The following is a 25,581-nucleotide window of genomic DNA, read 5'->3' on the forward strand; positions in this document are numbered from 1 at the left end:
CGGCTGCGACAGTCGGCCTTACCGCCGCGGTCTGGTGGGCCACCAGGTTCGTTCGGCGAGGAGGGTGAGCAGAGCCGGGACCTGGAGGGCGCGGACGAGGAGCGTGTCGATCAGGACGCCGAGGGCGACGGCGATGCCGACTTCGGCGACGGTGACGTCGGGGATCTGGGCGAGGGCGGCGAAGGTGCCGGCCAGGACGAGACCCGCGGCGGTGATGGCGCCGCCGGTGGTGGTGAGCCCGCGGTGGACGGCCCAGGTGGTGGGGGTGTGCCGGGCCCCTTCGCGGATGCGTTCCATCAGGAAGATGTTGTCTGGCGGTAGTCGAGTTGTACGGCGGGGGTACCGCCGACGAGGATGCCGGGCCGGACGTCATCAAGACGATGGCGCAGGTCGTCGATGGTGCCGGCGGCGGCCTGGCCATACGCGGGGACGGCCAGTTCGACGGTGAGGGTCGAGTGGCCGTCCAGCCGTTCACCGGGCCCGGCCTTGTCCACGTTGGGGACGGTTCGTGCGGCTTCTTGGACGGCGGTGAGCGTGGCTTCATCGGTTCCCACGGGCAGCACCACGGTCAGGGGCGCCGAGACCCCCTGGGGGAAGTGGCGGGCGAGTACCTGGTGTCCGGCGACCGAGTCGCTCGTGGGCGGGACCTTGTCCAGCGGGTCGGCACTGGTGTGCAGGCCGGTCAAGCCCAGTGCGGCGACCGCGAGTGCCGTGGTGACGAGGGCGGCGGTCAGGCGGGGGCGGCGGGTGACCAGGTCGGCGACGGTGCGCCAGGTCCGGTGGTCGGTGGCCCCGCGGGGGTTGCCGGGGGTGGGGATGCGCGGCCACAGGGGCCAGCGGCCGGTGCAGGCGAGCATGGCGGGCAGCAGGGTGACCATGGCGATCAGGGCGATGACGACGCCGGTGGCGGCGACGGGGCCGAGGCCGCGGAGTCCGGCCAGGTCGGCGACCAGCAGGCAGAGCATGCCGGCGGTGACGGTGGCGGCGCTGGCGGTGATCGCGGGTGTCGTGCGGCGTAGTGCCTCGGCGAGGGCTTCGTGCCGGTCGGTGTGGCGGGCCAGTTCCTCGCGGTAGCGGTTGAGGAGCAGCAGTGCGTAGTCGGTGGCGGCGCCGAAGACCAGCACGATGAGGATGGCCGAGGACGGGTCGGTGACGGCCAGTCCAGCCTCGGCCAGTCCGTAGGCGGCGCCGCGGGCGACCATCACCGCCATGCCCGCGGCCAGCAGCGGGACCAGCCACAGGATGGGGCTGCGATAGGTGAGCAGCAGCAGGACGGCGACGATGGCCATGCTGGTGAGCATCAAGGGCCCGTCCACGTCTCCGCCGTCGTTGTCGGTGTCGAGGGCGGCTTCGCCGGTCACGTTGCCGCGCAGCCCCGCGTGGGCGGAAGTGCTCTGCGCGATGCGGTCGCGCAGACGCTCGATCGCGGTCGCCACGTCGTCGGCATGTGCGGGCTGTATCTGGACGGCGAACAGGGCGGCGGCACGGTCGGCTGAGAACAGCACCGTGCCGGCCGGGCGGGCCGCCGGTATCGAACCGACCGCACGCTGATCGCCAGCAATGGCCACGCGGTCGGCTTCGGTGAGAGGGGCATCGCAGGGATGGCGAGGCGGCTTGGACGTGCTGGCGTTCGTCGCCGTGCTGCCGGTGGCGTGGGCACTCGGAGTGGCCGCGCATCGCCCGCGACATGCACGACGTCGTCGCGCACTCGCTGACGCTCTTGGTCGTCCACGCCGAGACGGTCCGCGCCCGCTCCGGGGAACTGCCGCCCTGGGCCCGGGAACGGCTCGACTCCCTCGCCGCGGCCGGGCGGCAGGCCACCGAAGAGATGCGCGACCTGCTCGCCGTCCTTCGCGACGGCACCGACACCGCCCCGCTCACCCCGGCACCGACTCTGTCCGGACTGGACGCCCTGGTGAAGACCGCCCGCGACTCGGGCAACCCTGTCACGGTCACCGCCGACGGCCCCCTGGACGACCTTCCCCGTCCCGTCCAGCTCGCCGCGTACCGCATCGTCCAGGAGGGCCTGTCCAACGGCCGCCGGCACGCGCCCGGAGCCCGGGTCGCCCTGCACCTCCGGGCCACGGCCACCCGCATCGACCTGGAGGTCACCTCCGGCGCTCCACCCGAACCCGTGACGCGGATGCCCGGTTCGGGGCTGGGCCTGGCCGGCCTGACCGAACGCGTGACCGCCCTCGGCGGCGAGCTGGGCGCCGGCCCCACCCCCGACGGCGGATTCCAGATCATTGCCGCCGTCCCCAACACGCACCAGGGCCACGAGCATGCGCACCGATGACGCCCCGATCAGCGTGGTCATCGCCGATGACGAACGCGTCGTCCGCGACGGCCTGCGGGCGATCCTGGAGACCCAGGACGACATCACCGTGGCCGGGACCGCGACCGACGGCGACCACGCCCTGCGGCTGTGCGGCGCGCTGCGCCCCGACGTGCTGCTGCTGGACGTGCGGATGCCCGGCCACGACGGCCTGTGGGTGCTCGGCGAACTGGCCCGCACCGCGACCCTCGGACCGCACGGCATCCGCGCGGTCATGCTCACCACCTTCGACATGGACGAGTACATCGACGAGGCCCTCACCCTCGGCACCAGCGGTTTCCTGCTCAAGAGCAGCTCCTACGAGGAACTGCTCACCGCCGTCCGCGCCGCCGCGAGCGGCGAAGCCGCGTTGAGCCCCAGCGTGACCCGCCGCGTCATCGGCGGCTACGTCGCCCACCGCCGCTCCCAGCGCATCGACCCCGCCGACCTGACCCGCCTGAGCGAACTGACCCCCCGCGAACAGGACGTGCTGGCCCTCATCGGCGAAGGGCTGGGCAACAGCGAGATCGCCGCCCGGCTGGTGGTGTCCGAACACACCGTGAAAACCCACGTCAGCCACATCTTGGCAAGCTGGACCTGCAAACCCGAGGCCAAGCCGCCGCCTTCTCCCACCGCGTCACCCTCTAGAAAGCTTCGACTCTGAGGACGCCGCACAGCCGCTAGTACCATCGGTGGTACCACTTCATCCGAATTTGAGGAGTTCACCGTGGCCTTCGCAGCACGCCTGCCCTCCGATCTGGACGCATGGCTGGACGAAGTCGCCACGGCCGAGAACCGGTCCAAGAATGCGATCTTGATCGCCGCGCTGGAGGAGTACCGCCAGCGCCGCGAACTCGCCCATGTGCTGCAACTCGCCGACGAGACCGGCAGGGACCACCGGAGCCTGCTGGACCGGCTCGGCGACGCGTGAGCACGCGATGCGGTACCTGACAGCCGAAGAGATCATCGCCATCGGGCGCCGGATCGTGGACGAGAACCTCAACGTCCGTGACTTCGGGCTCGTCGCGTCCGCCGCGGCCCGACCGTCCACCGAGGCCTTCGGCATGGAGCCCTACCCCACCCTGCCGGAGAAGGCCGCCGCCCTCCTGCACTCGCTCACCACGTCCCACCCGTTCACCGACGGGAACAAGCGGGTCGGCTTCGCCGCAACCGACGTCTTCCTCAAGCTCAACGGAGCACGGCTCAACCCTGCAGCAGAGGACGAACTGTTCACGACCGTCATAGACACCGCAACACACGCCCTGAATGACGTCCCGGCTATAACCAACCGAATCCAGCCCCTACTGCAGGCGACCAACTGAGACGACCGCCACCACCGCTGCGGTCGTGTAGTCCCGCCCGGAAGTCGCCTAGCGGTCGTAGCGTCCGGCCCGGATGTCACGCACCAGCGCACCGAACGCCGCACGCCCGAACGCCAACCGCGGCCCCTCCGGGTCCTTCGAGTCCCTGACGGCCACGTCCGAGCCCAATCCCGCAACCTCGACGCAGGTGCCACCCTCCGAACCGCTCTTGGTGCTCTTGCGCCAACGCAAGGGTGACGGGTCAAGCGTATTCACGTGTCCTCCATGATCGTCCGGATCAGGTCTTCGGACGCTTTCACTGGTAGAGCGGCAGACCTGATCAGATCGAAGATTACGGCAAGTCTCCAGACATCGCGGGGATCCGTAAGGATCTGTCCGAAACCACTCGCGCCATCAACATAGGCGGCGTCCGGCGCCTGATCGAAGGTGAGGAGTTGGAAGCCGCTTTCTTGAAAGACCGCTGCGTCTGTCGGCAAAACTTGGATCGACACGTTCGGACGACCCATAACGTCAAGGAAGCGTTTGCATTGTCCCTCCCGGAACTCCGGCCGGATGTCTCGAACCACCGCTTCACGGATGATCACGAATACCCACGGTGGAGCAGGCTTACAGAGGATCGCTTGTCGCTCCATCCTGATGGCCACCAGTTCGTCTGCCTTGTCGGCGCGAGTTCCGGAGTCGAACACGTAGCGGGCGTACTCCTCCGTCTGCATCAGCCCGGTGACGAGCAAGGGCTCATAGATATTGATCTGGTTCGCTTCCTTCTCTGCCTCGACCAGCGGTCGGACAGCGCTGGGGATTAGGCCGTTCTTTCTGGCCTCCGCGTGCTTCTCCCACATGCGGCGGAACGTGCCACCCAGACGGAAATAGGTGTCCAGGTCGTCGGCGAGGCCCTCGGACGGGGGCTTCTCGAAGGTCTCGACCTTGGCGAGCCACTGCGGGGTGCAGCCCAGCGCCGCCGCGAGCTTGTTGCGGGAGAGGCCGGACGCTTCGCGCCGCGCACGCAGCTCGTTGACGAACACTTCCTGGTACGCGGAGGGGCTGGTGTCACGCGAGGGTGCCATCGGGTGTCTCCCGGGTGTCGGCCCGCTGGTTCGGGGGTGTCGCCTCACTTTTCGGGGTGCCGATCGGGGGGTGATCGGTTCGTAGCTCAGAGTAACTCCTGCCTGCAAGGGTCGCCTGTCATAAGCCGAACCGACCCGCAGGGAACCCCGACCCGTGAACGATCAAGAACGAGCGCGTCTCCAGGAGCAGTACCCGGCCTGGCACATCCGCCGCCCTCCGACGATGACATGCCTTGTGGCCACCCGCGTCGGCCGTCCTCTCACCCAGAGGGAGATCTACCACGGCCTGTGCGCGACCCTCGTCGAGGACTCGTACGAGTCGTTGTGCGAGGCCCTCGCCCACCAGCGCGAGATCGAAGAGATGCTGTGATCGTCGCGTTAGCGATCTCCGGCGCTTCACTCCTCGCGATATTCGCCCTCTGCATGCTGATCATCTTGATCGGCATGGCCGTCGCCGACACCGGCTACGTCGGTAAGCACCGGACAGCCGGCCACCGACCGCCGCAGCGTCGTCGCTCCACCGCTGATCCCCCGGGGCGCCGCCGTCCCGGTGCCTGCGCTTCTCCACCCACGCGGGTCGCTCAGAGCGGTCCGGCGTTCGGCGAGCCGGGCGAAGCCGCGTTCGCCCAGGCTGCGCAGCGCGCGCAGCAGGGCGTTGGATCGCAGGTGCGACGAGTGTCCGTGGGACCGCCTACTCTCCGGACTGACTGGTGATCAATGTGACCAGCATTCCGACTCAAGGGGCGCCCCGGCATGACCAGTATCTTCACTGTGTCCGTCGACTCGGTCGAAGGCTCGACCTTCCGTGGGAGGGTGCACGTTATCAACCCCGACGTCCCATATGTGTCACAGGAGACCGTCTTCCCCCTGTCTCTCCTGGTGGACGCCTGGTGGAAGCTGGACAACGGATATTGGCGCAACGACGACCATGAGGGCGGAGAGCGGAACCCCTTCACCGAGGAGCAGGGTAAGGACATCATCGCAGGCATGCGGCTGAAAGATGAGTTCCCGGATCTCTTCGAACTCATCCTCGGTAAGGAGATAAGGGTTACCGAAGATGGTTACCTGTTCGCGGAGGACGGCAAGACCATCCTCGAACCCAGACGCAAAGCGGAAGACGTGTACAAGCTGAGCGGGGGTAGCCGCCCCGGCTATTCCGTCTTCACTCACGGCGACGCCGAGGTGTTCTCACAACGCGCCGCAGACATCGTGACCTCGTACGACATCAGTCCCTACCGGAACGCCCCGCACCTGGGTCAGGCCGCAGCGCTGGAAGATCCGGAGGAGCTGGACGTATGGGATGGGCTGGAACTGGGGGAGGACCACTCCTTCACCGAGATCCCATACGTAGAGATTGTGGTGACCGTCAGCGACGCGGGCTACCTGGAACACATGGCCGCCGGCATGCGCTGGGACACGACCATGACAGGGGATGTGTGCTGAGAACTCGTGACACGATCGTTCGAAGTGTCTGTCAGCAGGTGGCTGTAGTGCTTGCATGCACGGATCCTCGACCATGAACCGTCCATGACGGCCTGGCCGACAGGAACATCGACGCACGCATCGCCCCACTCAGGGTGAAGACCCCGATCCAGACCGGTGGACGGTGGGTGGTTGACACACGAATTCCTGGATGAACAACTTCGGCAGACTGCGCCGCCGCCCGGGACACACGACCCGCACCACGCATCCGATGACCTACTGGCGGACGCTCTTAGGGCTTGTTGGGGGTGATTAGGCCTTGGACCAGGGTGTTGACTATTTCCAGCATTTCCTGGCGGGCTTCGGGGCGGCTGGGGGCCGCGTCCACGTATAGGGCGGCTTCGTCGGCTACCGCCAGCAGGGCGTGTGCCAGGGGTTTCACCGGCAATGGCAGCAGGGCGCCCTCTTCTACGGCCTGGGCCAAGACCGCCTCGATCAGGCCGAGGATGTGCGGCTGGCAGATCGCGCGCCAGCGGACCCAGCCGAGTACAGAAGGGCCGTCGATCAGGACGATCCGGCGCACCTCCGCCTTTTCGCAGGCGTCGAGCCACATCTCCATGGCGCGTCTCATCACGGCGACCAGGTCGGCGTCGCCGGACGGCACCGCCTCCACGAGGGATCGGGTGACGTCGGCCTCCACGTCGGCCAGGACCTCGGCGAACAGCTCGGTCTTGTCGCCGAACTGGTGGTAGAGAGCGCCGCGGCTGACGCCCGCCTCGCGGGTCAGGGTCTCGGTTCCCACGCCCGCGTAGCCGTGCTCGGCGAAGAGCCTGCGCCCCGCCGCGATCAGGGCGGCGCGCGTGGCCGCCGTCCGGTCCGCTTGTGTCCGCCGCGAACTTTTCATACACTCTGCCCGTAAGTTACATGCACACTGTATGTTACTTCACCCGGCGAAGGAGCCGCGCATGCAAACCATCGATCTTCCGAGCGGGACCGTCCGCTACCGCGTCGCCGGTCCCGAGGAGTCCGCGGCGCCGCCGGTCGTGTTCGTCCACGCGTTCCTCGTCGACGGCGCCGTGTGGTCGAAGGTCGCCGACCTCCTCGCCGAGCGGGGCATACGGTCGTACGCCCCGGACTGGCCGCTGGGCGCGCACCGAACCCCACTGCGTCCCGACGCCGATCGATCGCCGCGAGGCGTCGCCCGGCAGATCGCTGGCTTCCTGGAGGCGCTCGACCTGAACGACGTCACGCTGGTCGGCAACGACACCGGCGGCGCGCTCGTCCAGTTCCTCCTCGACACCGACCCCGGCCGGGTCGGACGCGTCGTGCTGGTCAACTGCGACGCCTTCGACAGCTTCCCGCCCTTCCCGTTCAACATCGTCCTGTCGCTCCTCAAGGGCCCCCGGTTGATGAAGTTCAACCTGCTCCCGATGCGCAGCCGCATGCTCCGGCACTCACCGCTCGGTTTCGGGCTCCTCGCGAACGAGCTGGACGCCGAGCTGACCCGATCGTGGATCGAGCCCGCGATCACCCAGCAGGGCATCCGCGACGACGCCGTGCAATTCCTGCGGGCGGCCGATCCTCGCGACCTGCTCGACGTGTCCCGCAGGCTGAAGGACTTCCAGGGTCCCGTCCGCATCGTGTGGGGCACCGCCGACCGCGCGTTCAAGCCCAGCCTCGGCCGACGGCTTCACAAGGCGTTCCGCGACGCGGAATTCATCGAGGTACCGGGCGCCCGCACCTTCGTCCAGCTCGACGCACCGGAGAAACTCGCCGACCAGATCGCCGAGTTCTCCACCGTCCCGCAGTAGAACCCACGTCAGCGTTTGGGGAGGGCCGGGGCCGTGGTGAGGGCCTTCGGGTCGTGGAAGGTGAAGTCGGCTGCTGAGGTGCGGTAGAGGTCGGCGTAGCGGGCCGTTTTCTCTGGGTCCAGTTCTACGCCCAGGCCTGGGCCGGTCGGGACGGGCAGGCGTCCGTTCGTGTAGTTCTCCAGGGGGCCGCCGAAAGGGGCGCGGACGATGTCGTCGGTTAGTAGTGCGCCGTAGGCCTGGTTGGGGTAGCGGAAGTTGGGGGTCGCGGCTATCACGTGGACGGCGGCGGCCAGGGCTATGCCCAGTTCACCGAGGCTGTGCTTGACGACGGGGAGGCCTGCGGCGGCGCAGATTCCGGCTGAGCGTTTGAGGTTGAGGAGGCCGCCGTCCATCTGGTTGTCGACGGAGAGGGCGTCGGCGGCCCGATGGTGGATGACGGCCAGCTGGTCGGTGCGCGTCCAGGACGCTTCGTTGGCCAGGAGTGGTGTGTTCAGGCGGCTGCGGACGTAGGCCATTTCCGGGAGGTTCCGGCCGGACACCGGTTGCTCGACCATTTCCAAGCCGTACTCCTCCAGCGCCCTGACCGCCTGTACCGCCGCTCCTGGGGACCACGCCTCGTTCGCGTCGACTCGGATGCCCATTTCGGGGCCCGTGCCGTCGCGGAGGGCCGCCACTCGTTCGATGTCGGTTTCCAGGGAGTCGGCCCCCACTTTGAGGTAGCAGAGGCGGGCACCGGACTTGGCGGCGCGGTGGCCCTCGGCGCGTACCTCGGCAGGGTCGGAGGCGGCTACGTAGTGGAAGAACTCGACCTCGTCGCGGAAGCGGCCGCCGAAGAAGTCGACGATCGGACGGCCGCACGACTTGCCCAGCAGGTCCCAGCAGGCCGTTTCGACGGCGGCGATGGCCGGGCTGCTGGAGCCGATGTGGTGCCAGGTACCGACGACGTCGATGCGCTGGATCAGCTGCTCGATGCGCAGCGGGTCGGAGCCGATGACCAGGGGTTCCAGGCTCCGCAGGACGCCCAGCACGACGTCCGCGGACGGGTACGCGGCGGCCTCGCCGAGGCCGGTGAGGCCTTCGTCGGTGTCCACCTCGACGATGACGGAGACGAGGCCCGAGCGGCGGCCGAAGGCCCACACCTCGTCGGTCCGGTAGGGGACGGCGACCGGAGTGGCGCGGAGGGCGGTGATGCGCATGGCGTCTCCTAGGGACGGACGATCAGCGTGCGGGGTGCGTCGGTGAGCAGGACGGCGCCGTCGGCCTGGACGAGGGCCGTGTCGGACACGACGTGTCCGGGCCGGTCGATCCACGACATGAGGTGGAAGACCATGCCCTCGCGGATCCGGGTGCGGCCCCCTGCCCGGATGCCGGGGACGGAAGCGCCGCCGACCCAGCTCGGCGGGAAGCCGATGCCGGTGAGGTAGCCGCAGTGGTGGCGGCGCGGGCGCCGTCCGGTGGCCGCGGCGACCGTCCCCGCCCAGGCCGCGTAGACGTCGCCGGTGACATTGCCGGGGACCAAGGCGGCGCGGGCCGCTTCCAGGCCCGCGAGCCCCGCCGACGCCGCCTCCGCCGCGCCCGGGGGCACCTCGCCGCAGTAGACCGTGCGGCTCATCGGGGCGTGGTAGCGGTGGACGCAGCCTGACAGCTCCATGAACAACCCCTCCCCACGGCGGAGGTGGTGTTCGCGCCAGGTGACATGCTCCTGCGCCAGGCGGTCAAGGGACCGGACGAGGGGCGCGAAGCCCGGCTGGTGTCCGCCTGCGGAGGTCATCACCCACTGGGCCCGCGCGGCGACGGTGTGTTCGCTGACGCCCGTCCCGGCGGCGTCGAGCGCGGCGTGCATCGCCGTCCCGGAGATGTCCGCGGCCCAGCGGACGAGGTCGATCTCGGACGCCGACTTGACCGTCCGCAACCGGGCGGGAAGGGCCGTGCAGTCCGTCCAGGTGCGGTCGGGCAGCGCCCGGCAGAGGCGTGCCAGGACGGCCGGCGGCAGCGTCATCGAGCCCTCCTCGACCCCGATCACCGAGCCGGGCGGCGTCGCCGACGCCAGGACCCGGGCCGCCGCCTTCGCCGGGTCCTGCGTCTCCCCGTAGAGGGCCTGCCGCGCGGCCGGCACCTGCGCCGTCAGGGTGTGCCGCTCCATGCGACGGGCGACGAGGACGGGCGGGCCGTCGAGCGGGACGATGGCCATGGTGAACGCGAAGTAGCCCAGGTGGTCCAGGCCGAGCAGGTAGTACAGGTTCTCCGGGCTGGTCAGTGCCACGGCGGCCAGGCCCCGGCGCCGCATGACCTGGCGGAGCCTGCCGGTGCGCGTCCGGTGCTCGTCCCGCGGGACGGCGAGGGAGAGTTCGGCGGTCATGGCGCCAGTGTGGGGCGGCGGGAAGTCCCGCGACCAGCGAGCTTTTCCGATGTGCGCCGTTAGCGTGGCTACATGGTCTACGAGGTGCGGCGGCTGAGGCTGCTCCGCGAGCTGGCGGCGCACGGCACCATCGCGGCGGCGGCGCAGGCGTGCCATCTCACGCCGTCCGCGGTCTCCCAGCAGCTCGGCCTGCTGGAACGCGAGGTCGGAACGCCGCTCCTGCTGCGGGACGGGCGCCGCGTCGTCCTGACCGAGGCGGCGCGCGTGCTCGTCGCGCACACCGAGCGGGTCCTGGCGGAACTGGAGGAGGCGCGGGCGCAGGTGGCCGGGCTGACCGGGGAGGTCCGCGGCACGGTCAGGCTCGGCGCGTTCCCGAGCGCGGCGGTCGCGCTGGCCGCGCCCGCGATCGCCGCCTGCCGGGCCGAGCACCCCGACCTCCGGATCGTCCTGGACGAGACCGAACCCGACGAGGCCGTCGAAGCCCTGCGCCACCACGCCTGTGACGTGGCGCTGGTCTACGAGTACACCCTGCTCCCCCGGATCCGCGACGAGGGCGTGGAGCTGCGGCCCCTCCTCCGCGAGCCCCTCCTGGCGGCGCTGCCGCCGGCCGAGGGCCCGACGGCGCTGGCGGAGCTGGGCGACCGCGCCTGGATCGCGCCGCGCAGCGACACGGCCCTGCGCACCGTGCTGGAACGCGCCTGCCAGGCGGCCGGGTTCGAGCCGCGGATCGACTACACCAGCGACGACTACACGGTGATCATGTCGCTGGTCGAGGCCGGAGTGGGCGTGTCGCTGCTCCCCCGCCTGGTCACCGAGCCGCTCGCGTCCCGCGTGCACCTGACCCGGGTGAGCGGACTGGAGCTGACCCGGACGATCTCGATGGCCGTCCGCACCGGCAGCGGCCGCGACCCGCGCGTCGACGCCGTGACGACGGCCCTGAGGCAAGCCGCCCACGCGATCCCCGCCTGAGGCGGGTTCTGGGCGGTGGCAGCGAACTGATCATGGTGATCCTCGCGCTCGTTTCGTGAATGTTAGTGCGCATTATGAAAATCACCGGCGCGCACGTCAAGGGGCCCGGCGCGCCATGCACCCTGCGGGCAGCGAGGCCGGCCGTCGCCACCTCCCCCGATGAGTCGAATCCCTCGACATGCCCACCCCTGCGCAAACAGGGCGTGACCTGACCAGGGTCGATGGGCTATGTTCACAATCCGAGCATTCGACCACATTAAGAGATCTTGCCGCCTTGCACGGCGGACACCCGGCAGAGCGCGACCCCGCATCACATCTGTATCGCTCAGCGAATCAACGTATTGACAACCGAAACGAGGCGGAGGTTTCATGGTCCGGCTTGGTGGGGCGCACGACCAAGCCGACAGAGGGCAGGCCACGCGGCCGCCCCGTGCTTCGTGGGAAGGCGGAACGATGAACCCCCTGAAACGCCTCAGCCTGTGCACCATGACCGCGGCCCTGGCGGCGATCGCGTCCGCGGGCTGCGCCGGTCAGACGAAGGAAGGCCCCGGCGGCGACGCCGCCGGTCCGGCACCGGTCGAGACCAAGAGCGTGACGACCGCGCGCGAGGTCGATGTCGCGTCGTGGTGCGGGGACAAGCGCCTCAAGATCGGCCTGGCCGACGGCTTCGGCGGCAACGCCTGGCGCCTCATCTCCAAGGAGGTCGTGCGGCAGGAGGCGGCCAAGTGCCCGGCGCTCGACACCGACATCCTCTACGCCAACGCCGACGGCGACCAGCAGAAGGCCAACAGCGACATCAGCGGTCTCGTCGCCCAGGGCGTCAACGTGCTGCTGGTCTATCCGGACTTCGGCCAGGCGCAGCTTCCGGCGCTGCGCGCCGCCGCCAAGGCGGGGGTCACGGTGATCCCCTACGACGCGGCTGCCGGCGGCAAGCCGGGGACCGACTACACCGCGACGACGATCGCGGACACCGTCGCCGGCGGTGAGGATCTGGCGGACTGGGTGGGCCGCACCGTCAAGAGCGGCAACGTGGTGTTCCTGGGCGGCATCCCGGGGGCCCCGACCAGCGAGGAGTACATCTCCGGGATCAAGCGGAGACTCGCCAAGTACCCGGACGTCAAGCTGCTGCTCGACAAGCCCGTGGTCACCAACTGGAACAAGGTCGACGCCCAGAAGGCCGTGACGGGCCTGATCGCGAAGTACCCGCGCATCGACGCCGTCATCACCGACTACGGGGTCACCGCCGTGGCCGCGGTCGACGCGTTCCGGGCGGCGGGGAAGAAGGTCCCGGCCATCGCCTCGCTCGCCACCAACAACGAGCTGGGCTGCGTCTGGAAGAAGGCCGGTTCCGGGTCCGGGCGCTTCGAGATCTTCAGCATCGACTCGACCAACGACATGGCGCAGCTCGCGCTGCGGCAGGGCGTGGCCGCGGCCAACGGCAAGCCGGTGACCCCGGTGCAGCTGTTCCGGCTGCCCGTCTTCACCGACTCGACCGCGGGCAAGAACCCGCCCTGCGATCCGTCCCTGCCGCCGGACGCCGACCTCTCGTCGCCGCTGGACACCGCCGGGCTCAAGGCCACCCTGCGTTAGGCCGCCACGTGTCAGCGAACCCGCACCGCGGTGCACAAGGAGAGACCGAGATGGTGGAGACGGCACGACCGGCCGTGGCCGCCGGGATCGCGGAGGACGCGGCCGACGGCCTCGTCATCAGCGGTGTCGGCAAGGCGTTCCCCGGCGTCCAGGCGCTCAGCGAGGTGGACTTCCGCGCCGTGCCCGGCGAGGTGCACGGCCTGGTCGGCGAGAACGGCGCGGGCAAGTCGACGCTGATGGCCATCGCGTCGGGTGCGCTGAGTCCGGACACCGGCGAGCTGTGGATCCGCGGGCAGGCGGTGGAACGCGCCGACCCCGAGCGCGTCCGGGACCTCGGGCTGGCCATCGTGCGGCAGGAGCCGGCCCTGATGCCCGACCTCACCGTGGCGGAGAACCTGTTCCTCGGCGTGTCGAAGGCGCACCGCCCCTCGCCGGGCCGCATGCGGAGCTGGGCGAGGCGCCGGCTCGCCGAGTGGGACGAGGACATCGCGCTGGACCCGGGCGCCAAGGTGAGCACCCTGGTCCCGGAGGAGAAGTTCATCGTCGAGATCAGCAAGGTGCTGGCCCAGCGCCCCTCGGTCCTGGTCCTGGACGAGCCCACCGAGCACCTCTCGGCCGGGGACGTGCACCGGCTCTTCACCCACATCCGCCGGCTGAGGGCGTCCGGGTGCGCGGTCGTCTACATCTCGCACCGGATCAACGAGGTGCGCGAGATCGCCGACCGGATCACCGTGCTCCGGGACGGCAGGGTCCGGGGGACGAGCGATGCCGCCGACCTCGACGAAGGCCAGATCGTGAACCTGATCGCCGGCCGCACGCTGGAGTCGGCGTTCCCCGCCAAGCCCGCGGACCTCGCCGGGCGCCCGGTCGTGCTGACCGTGGACGGGCTCGGCGGACCGGGGTTCTCCGACGTCTCGCTCTCCGTGCGCCGGGGCGAGATCATCGGCCTGGCCGGCATCGAGGGGAACGGCCAGCGCGAGTTCCTGCGCGCGCTGGCCGGGCTGAACCGCGCCCGCGGCTCGGTCGGCCTCGGCGGGGGCGCCGTCTCGCTCGGCGCACCGGCGCGCGCCCGCGCCGCGGGGGTCGGGTACGTGCCCGCCGACCGGCATCGCGAGGGAATCGCGCCGGCCCTGACCGTGCGCGAGAACGTCACGCTGAGGACGCTGGGGCGCCATACCCGGCTGGGCTTCCTGAGGCGGCCCCGCGAGCGCGCCGCGGCGGAGCGGGCGGTCGCGGCGTTCCGGATCCGGACGCCGGACACCGAGACCCCGGTCGCCTGGCTCTCCGGCGGGAACCAGCAGAAGGTCGTGCTGGCGAGCGTCCTGGAGGCCGGTCCCCGGCTGCTGCTGGCGGACGAGCCCACCCAGGGCGTCGACGTGGGCGCGCGGGCCGAGATCTACGACCTGCTGCGCGAGGTCGCCGCGGCCGGGACGGCCGTCGTGCTGGTCTCGTCCGATCTGAAGGAGATCGCCGGGCTGTGCGACCGGGTGATCACGTTCTCCCGCGGGACGGCGATCGCCGAGCACGCCGGGCCGGACGTGACCGAGGAGAACATCACCCGCTCGGTGATCACCGCGACCTCGGAGCGGGCACGGCGCAGAGCCGCCCACGGCGCCGTCGCCTGGCTGGCCGGCGGCACGGCGCCCGTCGCGACCGTGGCGGCGGTCATCCTGGCGCTGGGCGTCTACGCCAGCGTGATCAACGACTTCTACCTGACCACGCGGGGGATCGGCGGCATCCTCGCGCTGGCCGCCGTGCTGGCCCTGGTCGCCTGCGGCCAGCAGTTCGTGATGGCGGTCGGCGGCGTCGACCTGTCGGTCGGCCCGCTGATGGGGACCCTGGTGGTCATCGAGTCGTTCTACCTCATCGACGACGCCGTGCCGGCCACGCTGGCGATGGGGTGGTTCCTGCTGGTGGCCGTGCCCGTCGCGGTCGGCGTGCTCAACTGGCTCCTGGTCGACGTCGTACGGCTGGAGCCGATGGTCGCGACACTGGCGACCTACATCGCACTCCAGGGGGTGTCGCTCACGCTGCGGCCGACGCCCGGGGGGCTGATCTCCGGCGGCCTGACCGACACGGTCTCCACCCGCTTCGGCGCGGTGCCGCTGACCTTCCTCGCGGCGGTCGCCGTCGCGGTCCTCGCCGAACTGGTGTTGTTCCGGACCGCGTTCGGCATCGCGCTGCGAGGCGTCGGATCCCACGCGGAGTCGGCCCGGGTGGCCGGTCTGGAGCCGAAGCGGATCCGGCTGATGGCCTACGTCGGATGCTCGCTGTTCGCCGCCCTGGCCGCCGTCGCCCTGATGGCCCAGGTGGGCTCCGGCGACCCGAACTCGGGGACCTCCTACACGCTGAGCGCCATCGCGGCGGTCGTGATCGGCGGGGCGAGCATCTTCGGCGGACGCGGATCGTTCGTCGGCGCGCTGCTCGGCGCGCTGCTGATCGCGCAGGTCGGCGCGGTCACCACCTTCCTGCGGCTCAGCGAGGCATGGAACCTCTACCTGCTCGGCGGGATGATCCTCGCGGCGGTGGCCGCCTACAGCAAGAGCAGAGAGCTGGCGCTGCCGAGATGACCGATCAGACACCACGGAAAGCCGCGACGGGGACGATCCCCGACGTCCCGCCGCGCCGACGCCCCCGCATCGGGATCGGGGAGTTCGGGACGATCTGGGTGGGCCTTCTGGCACTCGTGCCGATCAGCGCGCTCCTCGCCCCGGGCACGTTGCGCCCCTCCAACGTCGCCGCCATGCTGCCGTTCGCCGGTGTCCTCGCCATCGCCGCGGCCGGCCAGACCCTCGTGATGCGGCAGCGCGGCCTGGACCTGTCCCAGCCGGGCGCGATGACCATCTGCGCCTTCGCGGTGGCCAAGACCCAGAGCGCGCAGGGGCTGCCGGCGGCGCTGGCCGTCGCGCTACTGATCGCGGTCGCCATCGGCCTGGTCAACGGCCTGCTGGTCACCCGGCTCTCGGTCACCCCGCTGATCGCCACGCTGGCGGTCAACTCGCTGGTCATGGGAGGCGTCTGGAGCTACTCCAACGGGCTCCCGGTGGCGACCTCGGCCGGGCTGACCGGCTTCGCCCGCGCCGAGCGGGCCGGCGTCCCCGCGCTCGCCCTGATCGCCGCCGGCCTGGTCGCCGTCCTGACGGTCCTGGCGAACCGCACCGCGGCGGGACGGCGGTTCACCGTGGTCGGCGCGAGTCCCGCGACCGCTCGCGCGGCCGGCATCCGGGCGGCGCGCCACCAGGTCGGCGGCTACGTGGCCTCGGCCGTCTGCGCCGGAGCGGCCGGCGTGCTGCTGGCGGGCTTCACCGGCTCGGCGACGACCACGCTGGGCGCGCCGTACCTGGTGACCGCGATCGCGGCCGTCGTGGTCGGCGGCACCCCGTTCACCGGCGGGCGGGGAAGCCTGGTGGCCACCGCGGCGGCGGCCCTGTTCCTGTCCCAGCTCGGCCAGATCACGCTGGCGCTCGGCGCGCCGACGTCGACCCAGTTGTTCGTCCAGGCCGCGGCGCTCGTCATGGCGACCGCGCTGCGCCGCCTCCCGCCGCTCCCCGGCCGCCGGCCGGCGACGGCGGCGGTCTCCCCCGGAGGTGCACGATGACCGGAGCCCCGCGGCTCGGCGTGATCATTCCCAACAGCGGGCCGCTGCCGCGGCGGCTCGGCCTGGCCGCCATGGGCCGGACCGCGGAGGCCGCGGGCGCCGAGAGCCTGTGGGTCAGCGACCACCTGCTCATGGTGGACCGGCCCGTCGACGACTATCCGTACAGCCCGGACGGCGCCATCACCTGGGACGCCGGTGAGGACTACTACGAGGCCCTCACCTGCTGCACGCTCCTGGCGGCGGCCACCGAACGGTGCCGGATCGGCACCGCGGTCCTCGTCCTGCCGCAGCGCAACCCGCTGCAGGTGGCGAAGGAGGCCGCGACCATCGACCGGGTCAGCGGGGGGCGGCTGGAACTCGGCGTCGGCGCGGGCTGGAGCGAGGCCGAGATGACCGCGCTCGGATACTCCTTCCGCGACCGCGGCATCCGCCTGGAAGAGTCGATGGCCATCCTGCGGGACTGCTGGACCGGCCGGACCTCGGCGTTCGCCGGCCGGACCTCCGAGGTGCCGGAAGGGCTGCTGATGCGCCCCCGCCCCGTCCGCGACCAGGGGATCCCGCTCCTGGTCGGCGGCCATTCGGCGGCGGCCGTGCGGCGTGCCGCGACGCTCGCCGACGGCTGGCTGGGAATCGGCTTCGCGGAGGCGTGGGACGAGGAGGGGCTCACGCGCGCGCTGGCGGCCTTCCGCTCCCGGTGGGCCGGCGCCGGGCGGCCGGGGCGAGGGCGGGCGCTGCTGAAACTGCACTGCGCCCGCGACTTCGCGCACCTGCCCGGCCGCGTGTCCTGGGCGGCCGAGGCCGGGTTCGACGAAGTGATCGTGGAACTCCCCTGGGCCGAGGGGCTGCCCGCCGCCTCGGCGGTCTGCGCCCGGCTCGCCTCGGCGTCCGGACGGTGACCGGTGAGCGCGATACAGCCGTCAGGGTCGCGGGTCGCCGCCGTACCCGAGTGCCGTGCCGAGCAGCCGCGTCTCGGGCACCAGGACCGTCTCGGTCAGCGACACGAGCCTGTCCATGCTCACCCGGGCGGACGGGACCGAGATGCTGATGGCCGCCGCGACGCTCCCGGTGTGGTCCGGGACCGGTGCCGCCGACGCCCGGTGCCCCTCGGTGAGCTCCTGGTCGATGACGGCGTAGCCGTCGGCGCGGACCCTTTCGAGCCGCTCCAGCAGGTCCTCCACGGAGGACACCGCGCGCGGGGTCGGCGGCTCGAAGGTGTGGCCGTCGTAGAGGGCCCGGATCTCGTCGGGCGAGTGCCGTGAGAGCAGCGCGTGGCCGCTGGCGGTGTACGCGGCCGGCAGCCGGCTGCCGAGACGCGACTTGACCACGAGGAGGTGATCGGCCTCGATGAAGTCGACGTACACGATGTAGGTGCCGTCGAGCACGGTCAGCACCGTGGACTCGCCGCACGCCTCGTGGATCCTTGCCATCGCGGGCCGGGCCGCCTCGACCGGCCGGACGGACCGCAGCGCGGCCCGTCCGAGGCTGATCATCACCGGCCCGAGCACGTAGCCGTCGTCGCGCAGGGTCAGCGCGCCGCAGGCGTGCAGGGTACGGACCAGGCGGTACACCATCGGCTTGCTCCAGCCCAGCTTCGAGGTCAGCGCCGCGACGCTCGCCGGGCCGTACTCGGCGACGGCCTGGAGCAGATCGATCGTGCGGGCCGCGGCGTCCAGGTGGTAACGCGGATCGATCGGCCCGTTGGTGTCGTGCATCGCGACGCTTCCCTCTTTTCCCTCGCTCGCCTACCCGACCAGTCTCGCCTGCCGCCGGACGGCGCCGGGCGGGAACCCGGCGGCGGGCCGCACGCGGGACGGACGGCGTCCCGCCGCCCACGCCGGGCGTTGCCTTCCCCCGGCACGTACATTACGGTGACAGATACTCTAGTTCGGAGAGCGATACGGTGACAGACATGGGCACCACGACAGATCACGAGGAGGCCGGCGCGGCCCGCCCGCGGCCGCCCCGGGACGTGCTCGGCCGCTACCGGGAGACCACCCCGGCGAGCCGCGAGCTGTGGGAACGCGCGGGCGGCCTCTTCCCGCAGGGCGTCAGCGGGCAGGCCAAGTTCTTCGCGCCCTATCCGGTCTTCGTCGACCACGCGCGCGGCGCGACCGTCACCGACGTGGACGGCCGGCGGTACGTCGACCTGCTCATGGGCGCCGGTCCGCTGCTGCTCGGGCACGGCCATCCCGCGGTCCTCGCCGCGGTGCACGCCCAGCTCGACCGGATGGTGAACCCGATGATGCCCAACCGCGCGTCGCTGGAGTTCGCCGAGCGCCTGCGCGGCCACATGCCGCATCTGGAGCGGATCCGGTTCGCCAACACCGGGTCCGAGGCGACCCGCTCCGCGGTGCGGGTGGCCCGCGCGGCGACGGGCCGCACGCTGATCGCCAAGTTCGAGGGGAACTTCCACGGCTCGGACGACGCGTTCCTCGTGTCCACGCACAGCACCGAGCCCGCCGGCACCCCGGAGCGGCCCGAACCGGTCCTCGACTACGCCGGCCTGCCGCCGCGCCTGCTCGACGAGGTGATCGTCCTCCCCTACAACGACGCCGCCGCCACGGTGGAGATCATCGCCGCGCACGCCGACCGGCTGGCCGCCGTGATCATGGAGCCCGTCGCGTTCTCCAGCGGCGGCGGGGTGCCGGCCACCCGGCGGTTCGCCCGCGCGGTCCGCGAGATCACGCGGCGGCACGGCATCGTCCTCATCTTCGACGAGGTGCTGTGCGGCCTGCGGCTCGGGCTCGGCGGCGCGCCGGGCTACCTCGGCGTGGTCCCCGACCTGGTCGCCATCGGCAAGGCGCTGGGCGCCGGGCTGCCGCTGTCGGCGTTCGGCGGGCGCGCCGACCTGATGGAGGCGACGCTCGGTGCCGGCGCCGGCGACCGCAAGATCTTCCAGTCCGGCACGTTCACCGAGAACCCGCTGTCCATCGCCGCGGGCCACGCCTCGCTGACCGTCCTGGAGACCGAGGACGCGCTGGAGCGTGCCGACGCCGCGGGCGAGGCGCTGCGCACCGGCCTGCGCGAGGTGTTCGCCCGGCACGGCGTGCAGGCGGCGATCACCGGTGTCGGCTCCATCGTGCAGATGCACACCGGAATCGCCGAGGTCCAGGACCGGCGTGCCGTGCTCGCCGGAGACCGCGCGCTGACCGGCGCGGTCATGCTCGGCGGCGTCGCCCGGGGCGTGCTGTGGCCGCCCGTCCACCCCGCGGTCACCTCGTCGGAGCACCGGCGCTCGCATGTCGACCGCGTTCTCGACGCGGTCGACCGGACCCTGACCGATCTACAAGGCGACCTGCTCTGACCGGCCCCAGCCGAAAGGGAGACCAATGAAACGGATCGGCATCGACGTGGGCGGCACGTTCACCGACGTGGTGGCCATGGACGAGACGACCGGCGCGGTGACCTGTTTCAAGGTGCCCACGGACTACGACCAGCCGGCCGACGGCATCATGCGGGCCTACGACGCCGCGCAGGTCGACGGCGCGGCGGTCAACGCCGTCAAGCTGGGCACCACCCTCGGCCTGAACGCCGTGCTCACCCGGCGGGGCGCGAGGACCGGACTGATCACCACCGCGGGATTCCGGGACGTGCTGGAGATCCGGCGCACCCATCGCGACCGGCTCTTCGACCTCGACGAGACGATCCCGCCCCCGCTCGTGCCGCGGCACCTGCGGCTCGAGGCCGTGGAGCGGGTGGGTGCCGGCGGGGAGGTCGTCACGCCGCTGGACGAGGACTCGGTGCGCCGGGCCTGGCGGGAACTGCGCGCCCAGGGCGTGACATCGGTGGCGATCGCCTTCCTCTTCTCGTTCAAGAACCCCGCGCACGAGCGCCGGGCCCGCGACGTCGTCCAGGCGGAGGGCGGGGCGGAGTCGATCTTCATCTCCAGCGACGTGCTGCCGGTCCACCGCGAGTACGAGCGGACGTCCACCACGGTCACGGCCGCCTATGTCGCGCCGGTCGTCCGGGACTACGTGACCGAGCTCGGCGCCCGGCTGTCCGGCCGCGGCCTGCCCGAGCACCGCCTGTCGGTGATGACCAACTCGGGCGGTTCGATGAGCGCCGGATCGGCGGCCTCGGCGCCGGTCCCCACCCTGCTGTCCGGTCCGGCGGGCGGGGTGACCGGGGCTCGCCGGCTGGCCCGCGAGACCGGCTTCACCGACCTGCTCACGCTGGACATGGGCGGGACGAGCTGCGACGTGTCGGGCATCCAGGCCGGCAAGCCGGACGAGCGGCTCGACATGCGGCTCGCCGGCCTGGACGTCGCCCATCCGAGCTTCGACATCCACACCATCGGCGCCGGGGGCGGCTCGATCGCCTGGATCGACTCGGGCGGGGCGCTGCGCATCGGCCCCGCCTCCGCCGGGAGCACACCGGGACCGGCGTGCTACGGCCGCGGCGGGACCGAGCCGACCGTCACGGACGCGAACCTGGTCCTCGGCCGGTACGAGGCCGCGGCGGCGCTCGGCGGGCTGCTGACGCTGGACTCGGAGGCGGCGCGCCGGGCGGTCGAGGAGCGCATCGCGGTCCCGCTCGGGCTCAGCGTGGAGCACGCGGCGGCGGGCATCCTGCGGGTCGTCAACGCCAACATGGTCAACGCGGTCCGGTCGATCTCCGTGGAACGCGGCCGCGACCCGCGCGGGTTCGCCCTCGTCGCGTTCGGCGGCGGCGGGCCGGTGCACGCCCCCGAGATCGCCCGCGAGCTGGGCATCGGCACCGTGATCGTGCCGCCGTTCCCGGGCTGCACCTCGGCGTTCGGCGCCGCGATGGCGCTGGCCAGGCGGGACGCCCTGCGGTCGGTCAACGCGGAACTCGGCCGGATCGGCGCCGCGGACCTCGCCCCGGTGGTGGCCGACCTGGTCGACGAGGTCGGCAAGGCGCTGTCCGCCGAGGGCGTCGACACCGGCGACGGCGACCTGGAACTGTGGCTCCACCTGCACTACCGCGGCCAGGCGCACGACCTCACCATCCGGCACCGGGGGCTGGAGGTCAGCGACGCGTCGCTGCGCGCGGCGGGCGCCGACTTCGCCGCCGAGCACGCCCGGCATTACGGCCACGCCTTCGACGACGTCCCGATCGAGCTGGCGACCGTCCGGGTCACCGGGCACGAGCGGCGGGACGACCCGGAGATCTCCTGGCACTGGGCCCCGGCCACCGGCGGCGCCGGGGAGACCGAGCGGCCGGTGTACTTCGAGGACGCGGACGCGTTCGCGGACGCCCGGGTGTGGGACCGGTCCGCGATCGGCACCGGCCACCGGATCGCGGGCCCGGCCGTCGTCCACCAGGCGGACGCCACCGTCCTGGTGCCGCCCGGCTGGGACGCGGTCGCACAGGCCAGCGGAATTCTGCTCCTTTCGGACTCGCGAGCGAGGTGACCGGCGCCATGACGTCGTACGAAGTGATCAATCTTCAGGTGATCGGGCACGCCCTGGCCTCGGTCTCCCGGGAAATGGGCGTCACGCTGCGCAAGACGTCCTGCTCCCCGATCTTCAACGAGGGCAACGACTACTCCTGCGCGATCTTCGACTCCCGGGGCCAGATGGTGAGCCACGGCGAGTTCCTGCCGATCCACCTCGGGTCGATGGCCTTCGCCACCGACGCGGTGACGCGGACCTTCCGGGACGAGGGGCTGGAGCCCGGCGACATGGTGATCCTCAACGATCCCTACGTCGGCGGCACCCACCTGCCGGACGTCACGCTGGTGGCGCCCATCGTCCACGACGGCCGGCTGCTCGGCTTCGCCGTCAACCGCGCGCACCACCTGGACATCGGCGGCACGGCCGCCGGCAGCTTCTACTCCGCGGCCCGGGAGAACTACCAGGAGGGTCTCCGGATCGCGCCGATCAAACTGGTCAGGCAGGGCGCGATCGACCGGCGGCTCCAGGACCTGATCGTCGCCAACAGCCGGCTGCCGGGCCAGCTCCGCGTGGACCTGGAGGCGCAGGTCTCGGCGAACCGCACCGCGATCCGCCGCATCACCGACCTCGCCGAGCGGTACGGCCCGGACGCGGTGGACCGGGCCATGCTGCTCCTGCTCGACCAGTCGGAACAGCGCACCCGGGAGGCCATCAGGCGGCTCCCCGACGGGGACTACCGGGCGAGCGACTTCATCGACAACGACGGGATCACCGACGTGCCCCGCGAGATCCGGGTGACGGTGCGCGTCCGCGGCGACCAGGTGGACGTCGACTTCACCGGATCCTCGGAGCAGGTGGACGGGCCGCTGAACAGCGTCCTCGGCTACACCTACGCCGGCGTCTACATGGTGTTCCAGGCGGCCACGGACCCCGACATCGCACCGAACGCGGGGTGCTACCGGGCGATCAACATCATCGCGCCCGAGGGCACCATCGTGAACCCGCGCTTCCCCGCGGCGTGCACGGGCGGCAACGAGGTCGCGTGCATCATCCACAACACCGTGTTCCGGGCACTGGCCCAGATACCGGCGGACGAGGACGGCGGGCCCCACGTCATGGCCTGCGACCACGGATCGTCCAACAACATGATCATCAGTGGCCTGCACCCGCGGACCGGGGAGCGCTACGTCATCTACGAATACCCGGAGGGCGGCTGGGGCGGCAACCGCGACCGCGACGGCCTGACCGCCATCTGGTCCATCGTCGGGAACACCTGGAACGTCCCGGTCGAGGTCGTCGAGGAGCGGTTCCCGGTCCGGGTGGAGCGGTACGAGATCCGCCGCGACAGCGGCGGGCCGGGCGCCCACCGGGGCGGGCTCGGCATCCGGCGGGAGCACCGGCTCCTCGGTCACGACGCGCGCCTGTCCATCGTGGCCAACCGGGTGCGGGTGCCGCCGTGGGGGCTCGACGGCGGCCGGGCCGGAGCGGCCGCCGGCTTCGTCATCGACCCGGGCACCGGCGGCGAGCGTCCGGCCGCGCCCGAGTTCGGCAGCAAGGCCCACGACGTGCCGCTGCACGACGGCGAGGTGATCTGCCAGCTCACCGCGGGAGGCGGCGGCTGGGGCGATCCCGCGGAACGCGACCCGGAGGCGGTCGCCGCCGACGTCCTCGCCGGCTACGTCTCGGTGCGCGCCGCCGCCGAGGACTACCTGGTGTCGGTGGACGCCCACGGCACGGTCGACGCCGAGGAGACCGAGCGGCTGCGGCGGGCCCGCCGCGAGCGGAGCCGGACGGAGGCCGCGTCGTCATGAGCGTCGAACTGGAGCACACCGGCCTGCGCGTCACCGAGGCCGAGGCGGCGGAACTCTACCGGCGGATGGCGGTCATCCGCCGGTTCGAGCAGGCGGCCTACCGCGCCTACGAGCAAGGCGAGGTGCACGGGACGGTGCACGTCAGCATCGGCCAGGAGGCCGTGGCGGTGGGGGTCATGGACGCGCTGCGCCCCGGCGACACCGTGCTCAGCCACCACCGCGGCCACGGGCACGCGCTGGCGAAGGGCGTCGACCCGGGGCGCCTGATGGCCGAACTCTGCGGGCGCGCCGGCGGGGTCTCCCGCGGCAAGGGCGGCTCGATGCACGCGACCGACCTGGACGCGGGCTTCCTCGGCACGCTGGCGGTCGTCGGCGCGGCGATCCCCCTGGGGGTCGGGTACGCGCTGGCCCAGCGGCTGAAGGGCACCGGAGCGGTCTGCGTCGTCTTCTTCGGAGACGGCGCGGTCAACCAGGGGGTGCTCTACGAGAGCCTCAACCTGGCGGCGCTGTGGTCCCTTCCGGTCCTGTTCGTGTGCGAGAACAACGCGTACGCCATCACCACCGCCGCGCACGAGTCCACCGCCGGCGACGGCATCGCCGCCCGCGCGCGGGCGTTCGGCGTCGACGGCCAGGAGGTGGACGGGCAGGACGTCCTGGCCGTCCGGCGGCTCGCGGCGTCGATGGCCGAGGCGGCGCGGAACGGGCGGCCCGGGTTGATGGAGTGCCTGACCTACCGGTTCATGGGCCACTCCCGCGGGGACCCCCCGCACGGCATCTACCGGACCAAGGCGGAGCTCGAGGCGTGGACGGACCGCGACCCGCTGGCGCTGCTCGCGACGGCCGCCGGGCTGACGTCCGAGGACACCGGCCGGTTCCAGGACGAGGCACGCCGGATCGCCGACGACGCGATGTCCTTCGCCCTGGCGAGCCCCGTGCCGGACGAGTCCAGCCTTCTGGAGGACGTCGTATGACAGCCGGATCGACCCTCACGGCGATGTCCTTCGCGCAGGCGCTGTGCGCCGCGCAGGAAGACGCCATGGCCGAGGACGACCGTGTCGTCCTGCTCGGCCAGGACATCCAGGCCGGGTTCCCGTTCGGCGCGACCAAGGATCTCGTCGCCCGGTTCGGGCCCGACCGGGTCCGCAACACGCCCCTCTCCGAGGCGGCCACCATGGGCTGCGGGGTCGGGCTGGCCATGGGCGGCCTGCGCCCGGTGGTCGAGGTGGACTTCGGCGGGTTCCTGCTGCTCGGGCTGGACCAGCTCGTCAACAACGCCGCGAAGCTGCGGTACATGAGCGGCGGCCAGATCAGCGTGCCGCTGGTCGTCCGGGTCGGGCAGGGGCCGCTCGGTTCGTTCGGCGCCCAGCACACCTACAGCCAGCAGGCCATGCTGGCGGCCGTACCGGGCCTGTCCGTGCTGACACCGGCCACGCCGGACGACGCCTACGCCGCGATGCGGTGGGCGCTGCGCGCCGACCATCCCGTCGTGCTGGCGGAGGACATGCGCCTGTACAGCACCAGGAACGAGGTGCGGCGGGGCGAGGTGCCGGAGGTGCTGAGCGCGGCCGTCGCGCTGCGCGGAGATGCCGCGACCATCGTCACGTACGGGCACGGGGTGCGCACGGCGCTCGCGGCGGCGGAGCGGCTGGCGGAACGGTCCGTCCACGTGGAGGTGCTCTCGCTTCCCTCTCTCAGCCCCCTGGACGAGGCCGGAATCGCCGAGTCGGTCCGGCGCACCGGCCGGGCCCTGTGCCTGACCGACGATCCACCGCACTTCGGTGCGGGGGCGACGCTGACCTCCGTCATCAGTGCCGGCGCCCATGACGTCCTCCAGGCCCCGGTACTGCGGCTCGGCAGCCGTCCGGTGCCGGCGCCGTACGCCCCCGGCCTGGAGTCCCTCGTGTTCCCGTCCGCGGACGCCGTCGTGGAGTCGGTGCGGCGGCTGATCGATTGGAGCGGCTGAG

The 25,581-nt window shown here is 71.8% G+C and carries 25 protein-coding genes and 1 pseudogene; 18 read left to right on the forward strand and 8 right to left on the reverse strand.

Annotated features, from left to right (window positions below):
* Positions 1-18: 18 nt before the first annotated feature.
* Together ABGB11_RS20990 and ABGB11_RS20995 are read right to left on the reverse strand one after the other, a co-directional pair.
* Positions 19-297, reverse strand: a complete 279-nt coding sequence (locus tag ABGB11_RS20990; protein WP_347635269.1) for an MMPL family transporter — start codon at positions 295-297, stop codon at positions 19-21.
* On the reverse strand, positions 297-1,568 hold the full coding sequence (locus ABGB11_RS20995; RefSeq protein WP_347635271.1) for an MMPL family transporter: 1,272 nt from the start codon (positions 1,566-1,568) through the stop codon (positions 297-299). The genes ABGB11_RS20990 and ABGB11_RS20995 overlap by 1 nt, the downstream gene beginning before the upstream one ends.
* Positions 1,569-1,675: 107 nt before the next feature.
* Between ABGB11_RS20995 and ABGB11_RS21000 the strand changes: the two genes are divergently transcribed.
* The 4 genes from ABGB11_RS21000 to ABGB11_RS21015 all read left to right on the forward strand — a co-directional run bounded on the left by ABGB11_RS21000 (position 1,676) and on the right by ABGB11_RS21015 (position 3,636).
* On the forward strand, positions 1,676-2,296 hold the full coding sequence (locus tag ABGB11_RS21000) for a histidine kinase (RefSeq protein WP_347635424.1): 621 nt from the start codon (positions 1,676-1,678) through the stop codon (positions 2,294-2,296).
* Positions 2,283-2,978, forward strand: a complete 696-nt coding sequence (locus ABGB11_RS21005; RefSeq protein WP_347635273.1) for a response regulator transcription factor — start codon at positions 2,283-2,285, stop codon at positions 2,976-2,978. Before ABGB11_RS21000 ends, ABGB11_RS21005 begins: the two co-directional genes overlap by 14 nt.
* A 63-nt stretch (positions 2,979-3,041) precedes the next feature.
* On the forward strand, positions 3,042-3,245 hold the full coding sequence (locus tag ABGB11_RS21010) for a hypothetical protein (RefSeq protein WP_347635275.1): 204 nt from the start codon (positions 3,042-3,044) through the stop codon (positions 3,243-3,245).
* A 7-nt stretch (positions 3,246-3,252) separates the two neighbouring features.
* Complete coding sequence (locus tag ABGB11_RS21015) at positions 3,253-3,636, forward strand: type II toxin-antitoxin system death-on-curing family toxin (protein ID WP_347635277.1); 384 nt, start codon at positions 3,253-3,255, stop codon at positions 3,634-3,636.
* Between the two features lie 48 nt (positions 3,637-3,684).
* Here the strand turns inward: ABGB11_RS21015 and ABGB11_RS21020 are convergent, their stop codons facing one another.
* Together ABGB11_RS21020 and ABGB11_RS21025 are read right to left on the reverse strand one after the other, a co-directional pair.
* Positions 3,685-3,891, reverse strand: a complete 207-nt coding sequence (locus ABGB11_RS21020) for a DUF397 domain-containing protein (protein WP_347635279.1) — start codon at positions 3,889-3,891, stop codon at positions 3,685-3,687.
* Positions 3,888-4,700, reverse strand: coding sequence for a helix-turn-helix transcriptional regulator (locus ABGB11_RS21025; RefSeq protein ID WP_347635281.1), 813 nt, complete (start codon positions 4,698-4,700; stop codon positions 3,888-3,890). The genes ABGB11_RS21020 and ABGB11_RS21025 overlap by 4 nt, the downstream gene beginning before the upstream one ends.
* A 154-nt stretch (positions 4,701-4,854) precedes the next feature.
* On the opposite strand from ABGB11_RS21025, the gene ABGB11_RS21030 reads away from it, so the two are divergent.
* From ABGB11_RS21030 to ABGB11_RS21040, 3 genes and pseudogenes are all read left to right on the forward strand, one after another.
* Positions 4,855-5,070, forward strand: a complete 216-nt coding sequence (locus ABGB11_RS21030) for a hypothetical protein (protein ID WP_347635283.1) — start codon at positions 4,855-4,857, stop codon at positions 5,068-5,070.
* Positions 5,071-5,453: 383 nt separating this feature from the next.
* On the forward strand, positions 5,454-6,143 hold the full coding sequence (locus ABGB11_RS21035; protein ID WP_347635285.1) for a hypothetical protein: 690 nt from the start codon (positions 5,454-5,456) through the stop codon (positions 6,141-6,143).
* An 80-nt stretch (positions 6,144-6,223) separates the two neighbouring features.
* Positions 6,224-6,360: pseudogene (locus tag ABGB11_RS21040) on the forward strand (IS5/IS1182 family transposase); the annotation flags it as partial.
* A gap of 54 nt (positions 6,361-6,414) precedes the next feature.
* Here the strand turns inward: ABGB11_RS21040 and ABGB11_RS21045 are convergent.
* Positions 6,415-7,026, reverse strand: a complete 612-nt coding sequence (locus ABGB11_RS21045; RefSeq protein WP_347635287.1) for a TetR/AcrR family transcriptional regulator — start codon at positions 7,024-7,026, stop codon at positions 6,415-6,417.
* A gap of 61 nt (positions 7,027-7,087) precedes the next feature.
* Here ABGB11_RS21045 and ABGB11_RS21050 point away from each other — a divergent pair, with 61 nt between their 5' ends.
* Positions 7,088-7,933 carry an alpha/beta hydrolase gene (locus ABGB11_RS21050; protein WP_347635288.1) on the forward strand — a complete coding sequence of 282 codons (846 nt, stop codon included), beginning with the start codon at positions 7,088-7,090 and terminating at the stop codon, positions 7,931-7,933.
* A gap of 8 nt (positions 7,934-7,941) precedes the next feature.
* On the opposite strand, the gene ABGB11_RS21055 is transcribed toward ABGB11_RS21050, so the two are convergent.
* A complete protein-coding gene (locus ABGB11_RS21055; RefSeq protein WP_347635290.1) occupies positions 7,942-9,129 on the reverse strand; it encodes a mandelate racemase/muconate lactonizing enzyme family protein in 1,188 nt (395 codons plus the stop codon).
* Between the two features lie 8 nt (positions 9,130-9,137).
* Positions 9,138-10,292: a Xaa-Pro peptidase family protein gene (locus ABGB11_RS21060; protein ID WP_347635292.1), complete on the reverse strand. Its 1,155-nt coding sequence runs from the start codon at positions 10,290-10,292 to the stop codon at positions 9,138-9,140.
* Between the two features lie 72 nt (positions 10,293-10,364).
* Here ABGB11_RS21060 and ABGB11_RS21065 point away from each other — a divergent pair, with 72 nt between their 5' ends.
* From ABGB11_RS21065 to ABGB11_RS21085, 5 genes are all read left to right on the forward strand, one after another.
* The gene (locus ABGB11_RS21065; RefSeq protein WP_347635294.1) at positions 10,365-11,261 is read left to right on the forward strand and encodes a LysR substrate-binding domain-containing protein; all 897 of its coding nucleotides are present in this window, start codon (positions 10,365-10,367) and stop codon (positions 11,259-11,261) included.
* Positions 11,262-11,747: 486 nt separating this feature from the next.
* The gene (locus tag ABGB11_RS21070; RefSeq protein WP_347635296.1) at positions 11,748-12,851 is read left to right on the forward strand and encodes a substrate-binding domain-containing protein; all 1,104 of its coding nucleotides are present in this window, start codon (positions 11,748-11,750) and stop codon (positions 12,849-12,851) included.
* Between the two features lie 50 nt (positions 12,852-12,901).
* A complete protein-coding gene (locus ABGB11_RS21075; RefSeq protein ID WP_347635298.1) occupies positions 12,902-15,421 on the forward strand; it encodes an ATP-binding cassette domain-containing protein in 2,520 nt (839 codons plus the stop codon).
* On the forward strand, positions 15,418-16,449 hold the full coding sequence (locus ABGB11_RS21080) for an ABC transporter permease (RefSeq protein WP_347635300.1): 1,032 nt from the start codon (positions 15,418-15,420) through the stop codon (positions 16,447-16,449). The genes ABGB11_RS21075 and ABGB11_RS21080 overlap by 4 nt, the downstream gene beginning before the upstream one ends.
* Entirely contained in the window at positions 16,446-17,345 is a 900-nt protein-coding gene (locus tag ABGB11_RS21085; RefSeq protein WP_347635302.1) for a TIGR03619 family F420-dependent LLM class oxidoreductase, read from the forward strand. The genes ABGB11_RS21080 and ABGB11_RS21085 overlap by 4 nt, the downstream gene beginning before the upstream one ends.
* A 21-nt stretch (positions 17,346-17,366) precedes the next feature.
* On the opposite strand, the gene ABGB11_RS21090 is transcribed toward ABGB11_RS21085, so the two are convergent.
* Positions 17,367-18,161, reverse strand: a complete 795-nt coding sequence (locus tag ABGB11_RS21090) for an IclR family transcriptional regulator (RefSeq protein WP_347635304.1) — start codon at positions 18,159-18,161, stop codon at positions 17,367-17,369.
* Between the two features lie 197 nt (positions 18,162-18,358).
* Here ABGB11_RS21090 and ABGB11_RS21095 point away from each other — a divergent pair, with 197 nt between their 5' ends.
* From ABGB11_RS21095 to ABGB11_RS21115, 5 genes are read left to right on the forward strand one after another with little or no spacing between them, the layout of a single operon-like run.
* Positions 18,359-19,753: an aspartate aminotransferase family protein gene (locus ABGB11_RS21095; protein WP_347635306.1), complete on the forward strand. Its 1,395-nt coding sequence runs from the start codon at positions 18,359-18,361 to the stop codon at positions 19,751-19,753.
* A gap of 25 nt (positions 19,754-19,778) precedes the next feature.
* Positions 19,779-21,824 carry a hydantoinase/oxoprolinase family protein gene (locus ABGB11_RS21100; RefSeq protein ID WP_347635308.1) on the forward strand — a complete coding sequence of 682 codons (2,046 nt, stop codon included), beginning with the start codon at positions 19,779-19,781 and terminating at the stop codon, positions 21,822-21,824.
* Between the two features lie 8 nt (positions 21,825-21,832).
* Positions 21,833-23,617 carry a hydantoinase B/oxoprolinase family protein gene (locus ABGB11_RS21105; protein WP_347635310.1) on the forward strand — a complete coding sequence of 595 codons (1,785 nt, stop codon included), beginning with the start codon at positions 21,833-21,835 and terminating at the stop codon, positions 23,615-23,617.
* Entirely contained in the window at positions 23,614-24,588 is a 975-nt protein-coding gene (locus ABGB11_RS21110) for a thiamine pyrophosphate-dependent dehydrogenase E1 component subunit alpha (protein ID WP_347635312.1), read from the forward strand. Before ABGB11_RS21105 ends, ABGB11_RS21110 begins: the two co-directional genes overlap by 4 nt.
* Entirely contained in the window at positions 24,585-25,580 is a 996-nt protein-coding gene (locus ABGB11_RS21115; RefSeq protein ID WP_347635314.1) for a transketolase C-terminal domain-containing protein, read from the forward strand. Before ABGB11_RS21110 ends, ABGB11_RS21115 begins: the two co-directional genes overlap by 4 nt.
* Position 25,581: the final 1 nt, after the last annotated feature.

Source organism: Actinomadura sp. B10D3 (genome assembly GCF_039871695.1).
Classification (GTDB): domain Bacteria; phylum Actinomycetota; class Actinomycetes; order Streptosporangiales; family Streptosporangiaceae; genus Spirillospora; species Spirillospora madurae.

Bases quoted from the DNA above. Each gene is read 5' to 3' on its own strand.
- ABGB11_RS21095 (WP_347635306.1), top strand. From the start codon at position 18,359: ATGGGCACCACGACAGATCACGAGGAGGCCGGCGCGGCCCGCCCGCGG.
- ABGB11_RS21070 (WP_347635296.1), top strand. From the start codon at position 11,748: ATGACCGCGGCCCTGGCGGCGATCGCGTCCGCGGGCTGCGCCGGTCAG.
- ABGB11_RS21045 (WP_347635287.1), bottom strand. From the start codon at position 7,026: ATGAAAAGTTCGCGGCGGACACAAGCGGACCGGACGGCGGCCACGCGC.
- ABGB11_RS21075 (WP_347635298.1), top strand. From the start codon at position 12,902: ATGGTGGAGACGGCACGACCGGCCGTGGCCGCCGGGATCGCGGAGGAC.
- ABGB11_RS21085 (WP_347635302.1), top strand. From the start codon at position 16,446: ATGACCGGAGCCCCGCGGCTCGGCGTGATCATTCCCAACAGCGGGCCG.
- ABGB11_RS21055 (WP_347635290.1), bottom strand. From the start codon at position 9,129: ATGCGCATCACCGCCCTCCGCGCCACTCCGGTCGCCGTCCCCTACCGG.
- ABGB11_RS21060 (WP_347635292.1), bottom strand. From the start codon at position 10,292: ATGACCGCCGAACTCTCCCTCGCCGTCCCGCGGGACGAGCACCGGACG.
- ABGB11_RS21025 (WP_347635281.1), bottom strand. From the start codon at position 4,700: ATGGCACCCTCGCGTGACACCAGCCCCTCCGCGTACCAGGAAGTGTTC.
- ABGB11_RS21035 (WP_347635285.1), top strand. From the start codon at position 5,454: ATGACCAGTATCTTCACTGTGTCCGTCGACTCGGTCGAAGGCTCGACC.
- ABGB11_RS20990 (WP_347635269.1), bottom strand. From the start codon at position 297: ATGGAACGCATCCGCGAAGGGGCCCGGCACACCCCCACCACCTGGGCC.
- ABGB11_RS21100 (WP_347635308.1), top strand. From the start codon at position 19,779: ATGAAACGGATCGGCATCGACGTGGGCGGCACGTTCACCGACGTGGTG.
- ABGB11_RS21050 (WP_347635288.1), top strand. From the start codon at position 7,088: ATGCAAACCATCGATCTTCCGAGCGGGACCGTCCGCTACCGCGTCGCC.
- ABGB11_RS21080 (WP_347635300.1), top strand. From the start codon at position 15,418: ATGACCGATCAGACACCACGGAAAGCCGCGACGGGGACGATCCCCGAC.
- ABGB11_RS21110 (WP_347635312.1), top strand. From the start codon at position 23,614: ATGAGCGTCGAACTGGAGCACACCGGCCTGCGCGTCACCGAGGCCGAG.
- ABGB11_RS21015 (WP_347635277.1), top strand. From the start codon at position 3,253: ATGCGGTACCTGACAGCCGAAGAGATCATCGCCATCGGGCGCCGGATC.
- ABGB11_RS21065 (WP_347635294.1), top strand. From the start codon at position 10,365: ATGGTCTACGAGGTGCGGCGGCTGAGGCTGCTCCGCGAGCTGGCGGCG.
- ABGB11_RS21090 (WP_347635304.1), bottom strand. From the start codon at position 18,161: ATGCACGACACCAACGGGCCGATCGATCCGCGTTACCACCTGGACGCC.
- ABGB11_RS21105 (WP_347635310.1), top strand. From the start codon at position 21,833: ATGACGTCGTACGAAGTGATCAATCTTCAGGTGATCGGGCACGCCCTG.
- ABGB11_RS21005 (WP_347635273.1), top strand. From the start codon at position 2,283: ATGCGCACCGATGACGCCCCGATCAGCGTGGTCATCGCCGATGACGAA.
- ABGB11_RS21115 (WP_347635314.1), top strand. From the start codon at position 24,585: ATGACAGCCGGATCGACCCTCACGGCGATGTCCTTCGCGCAGGCGCTG.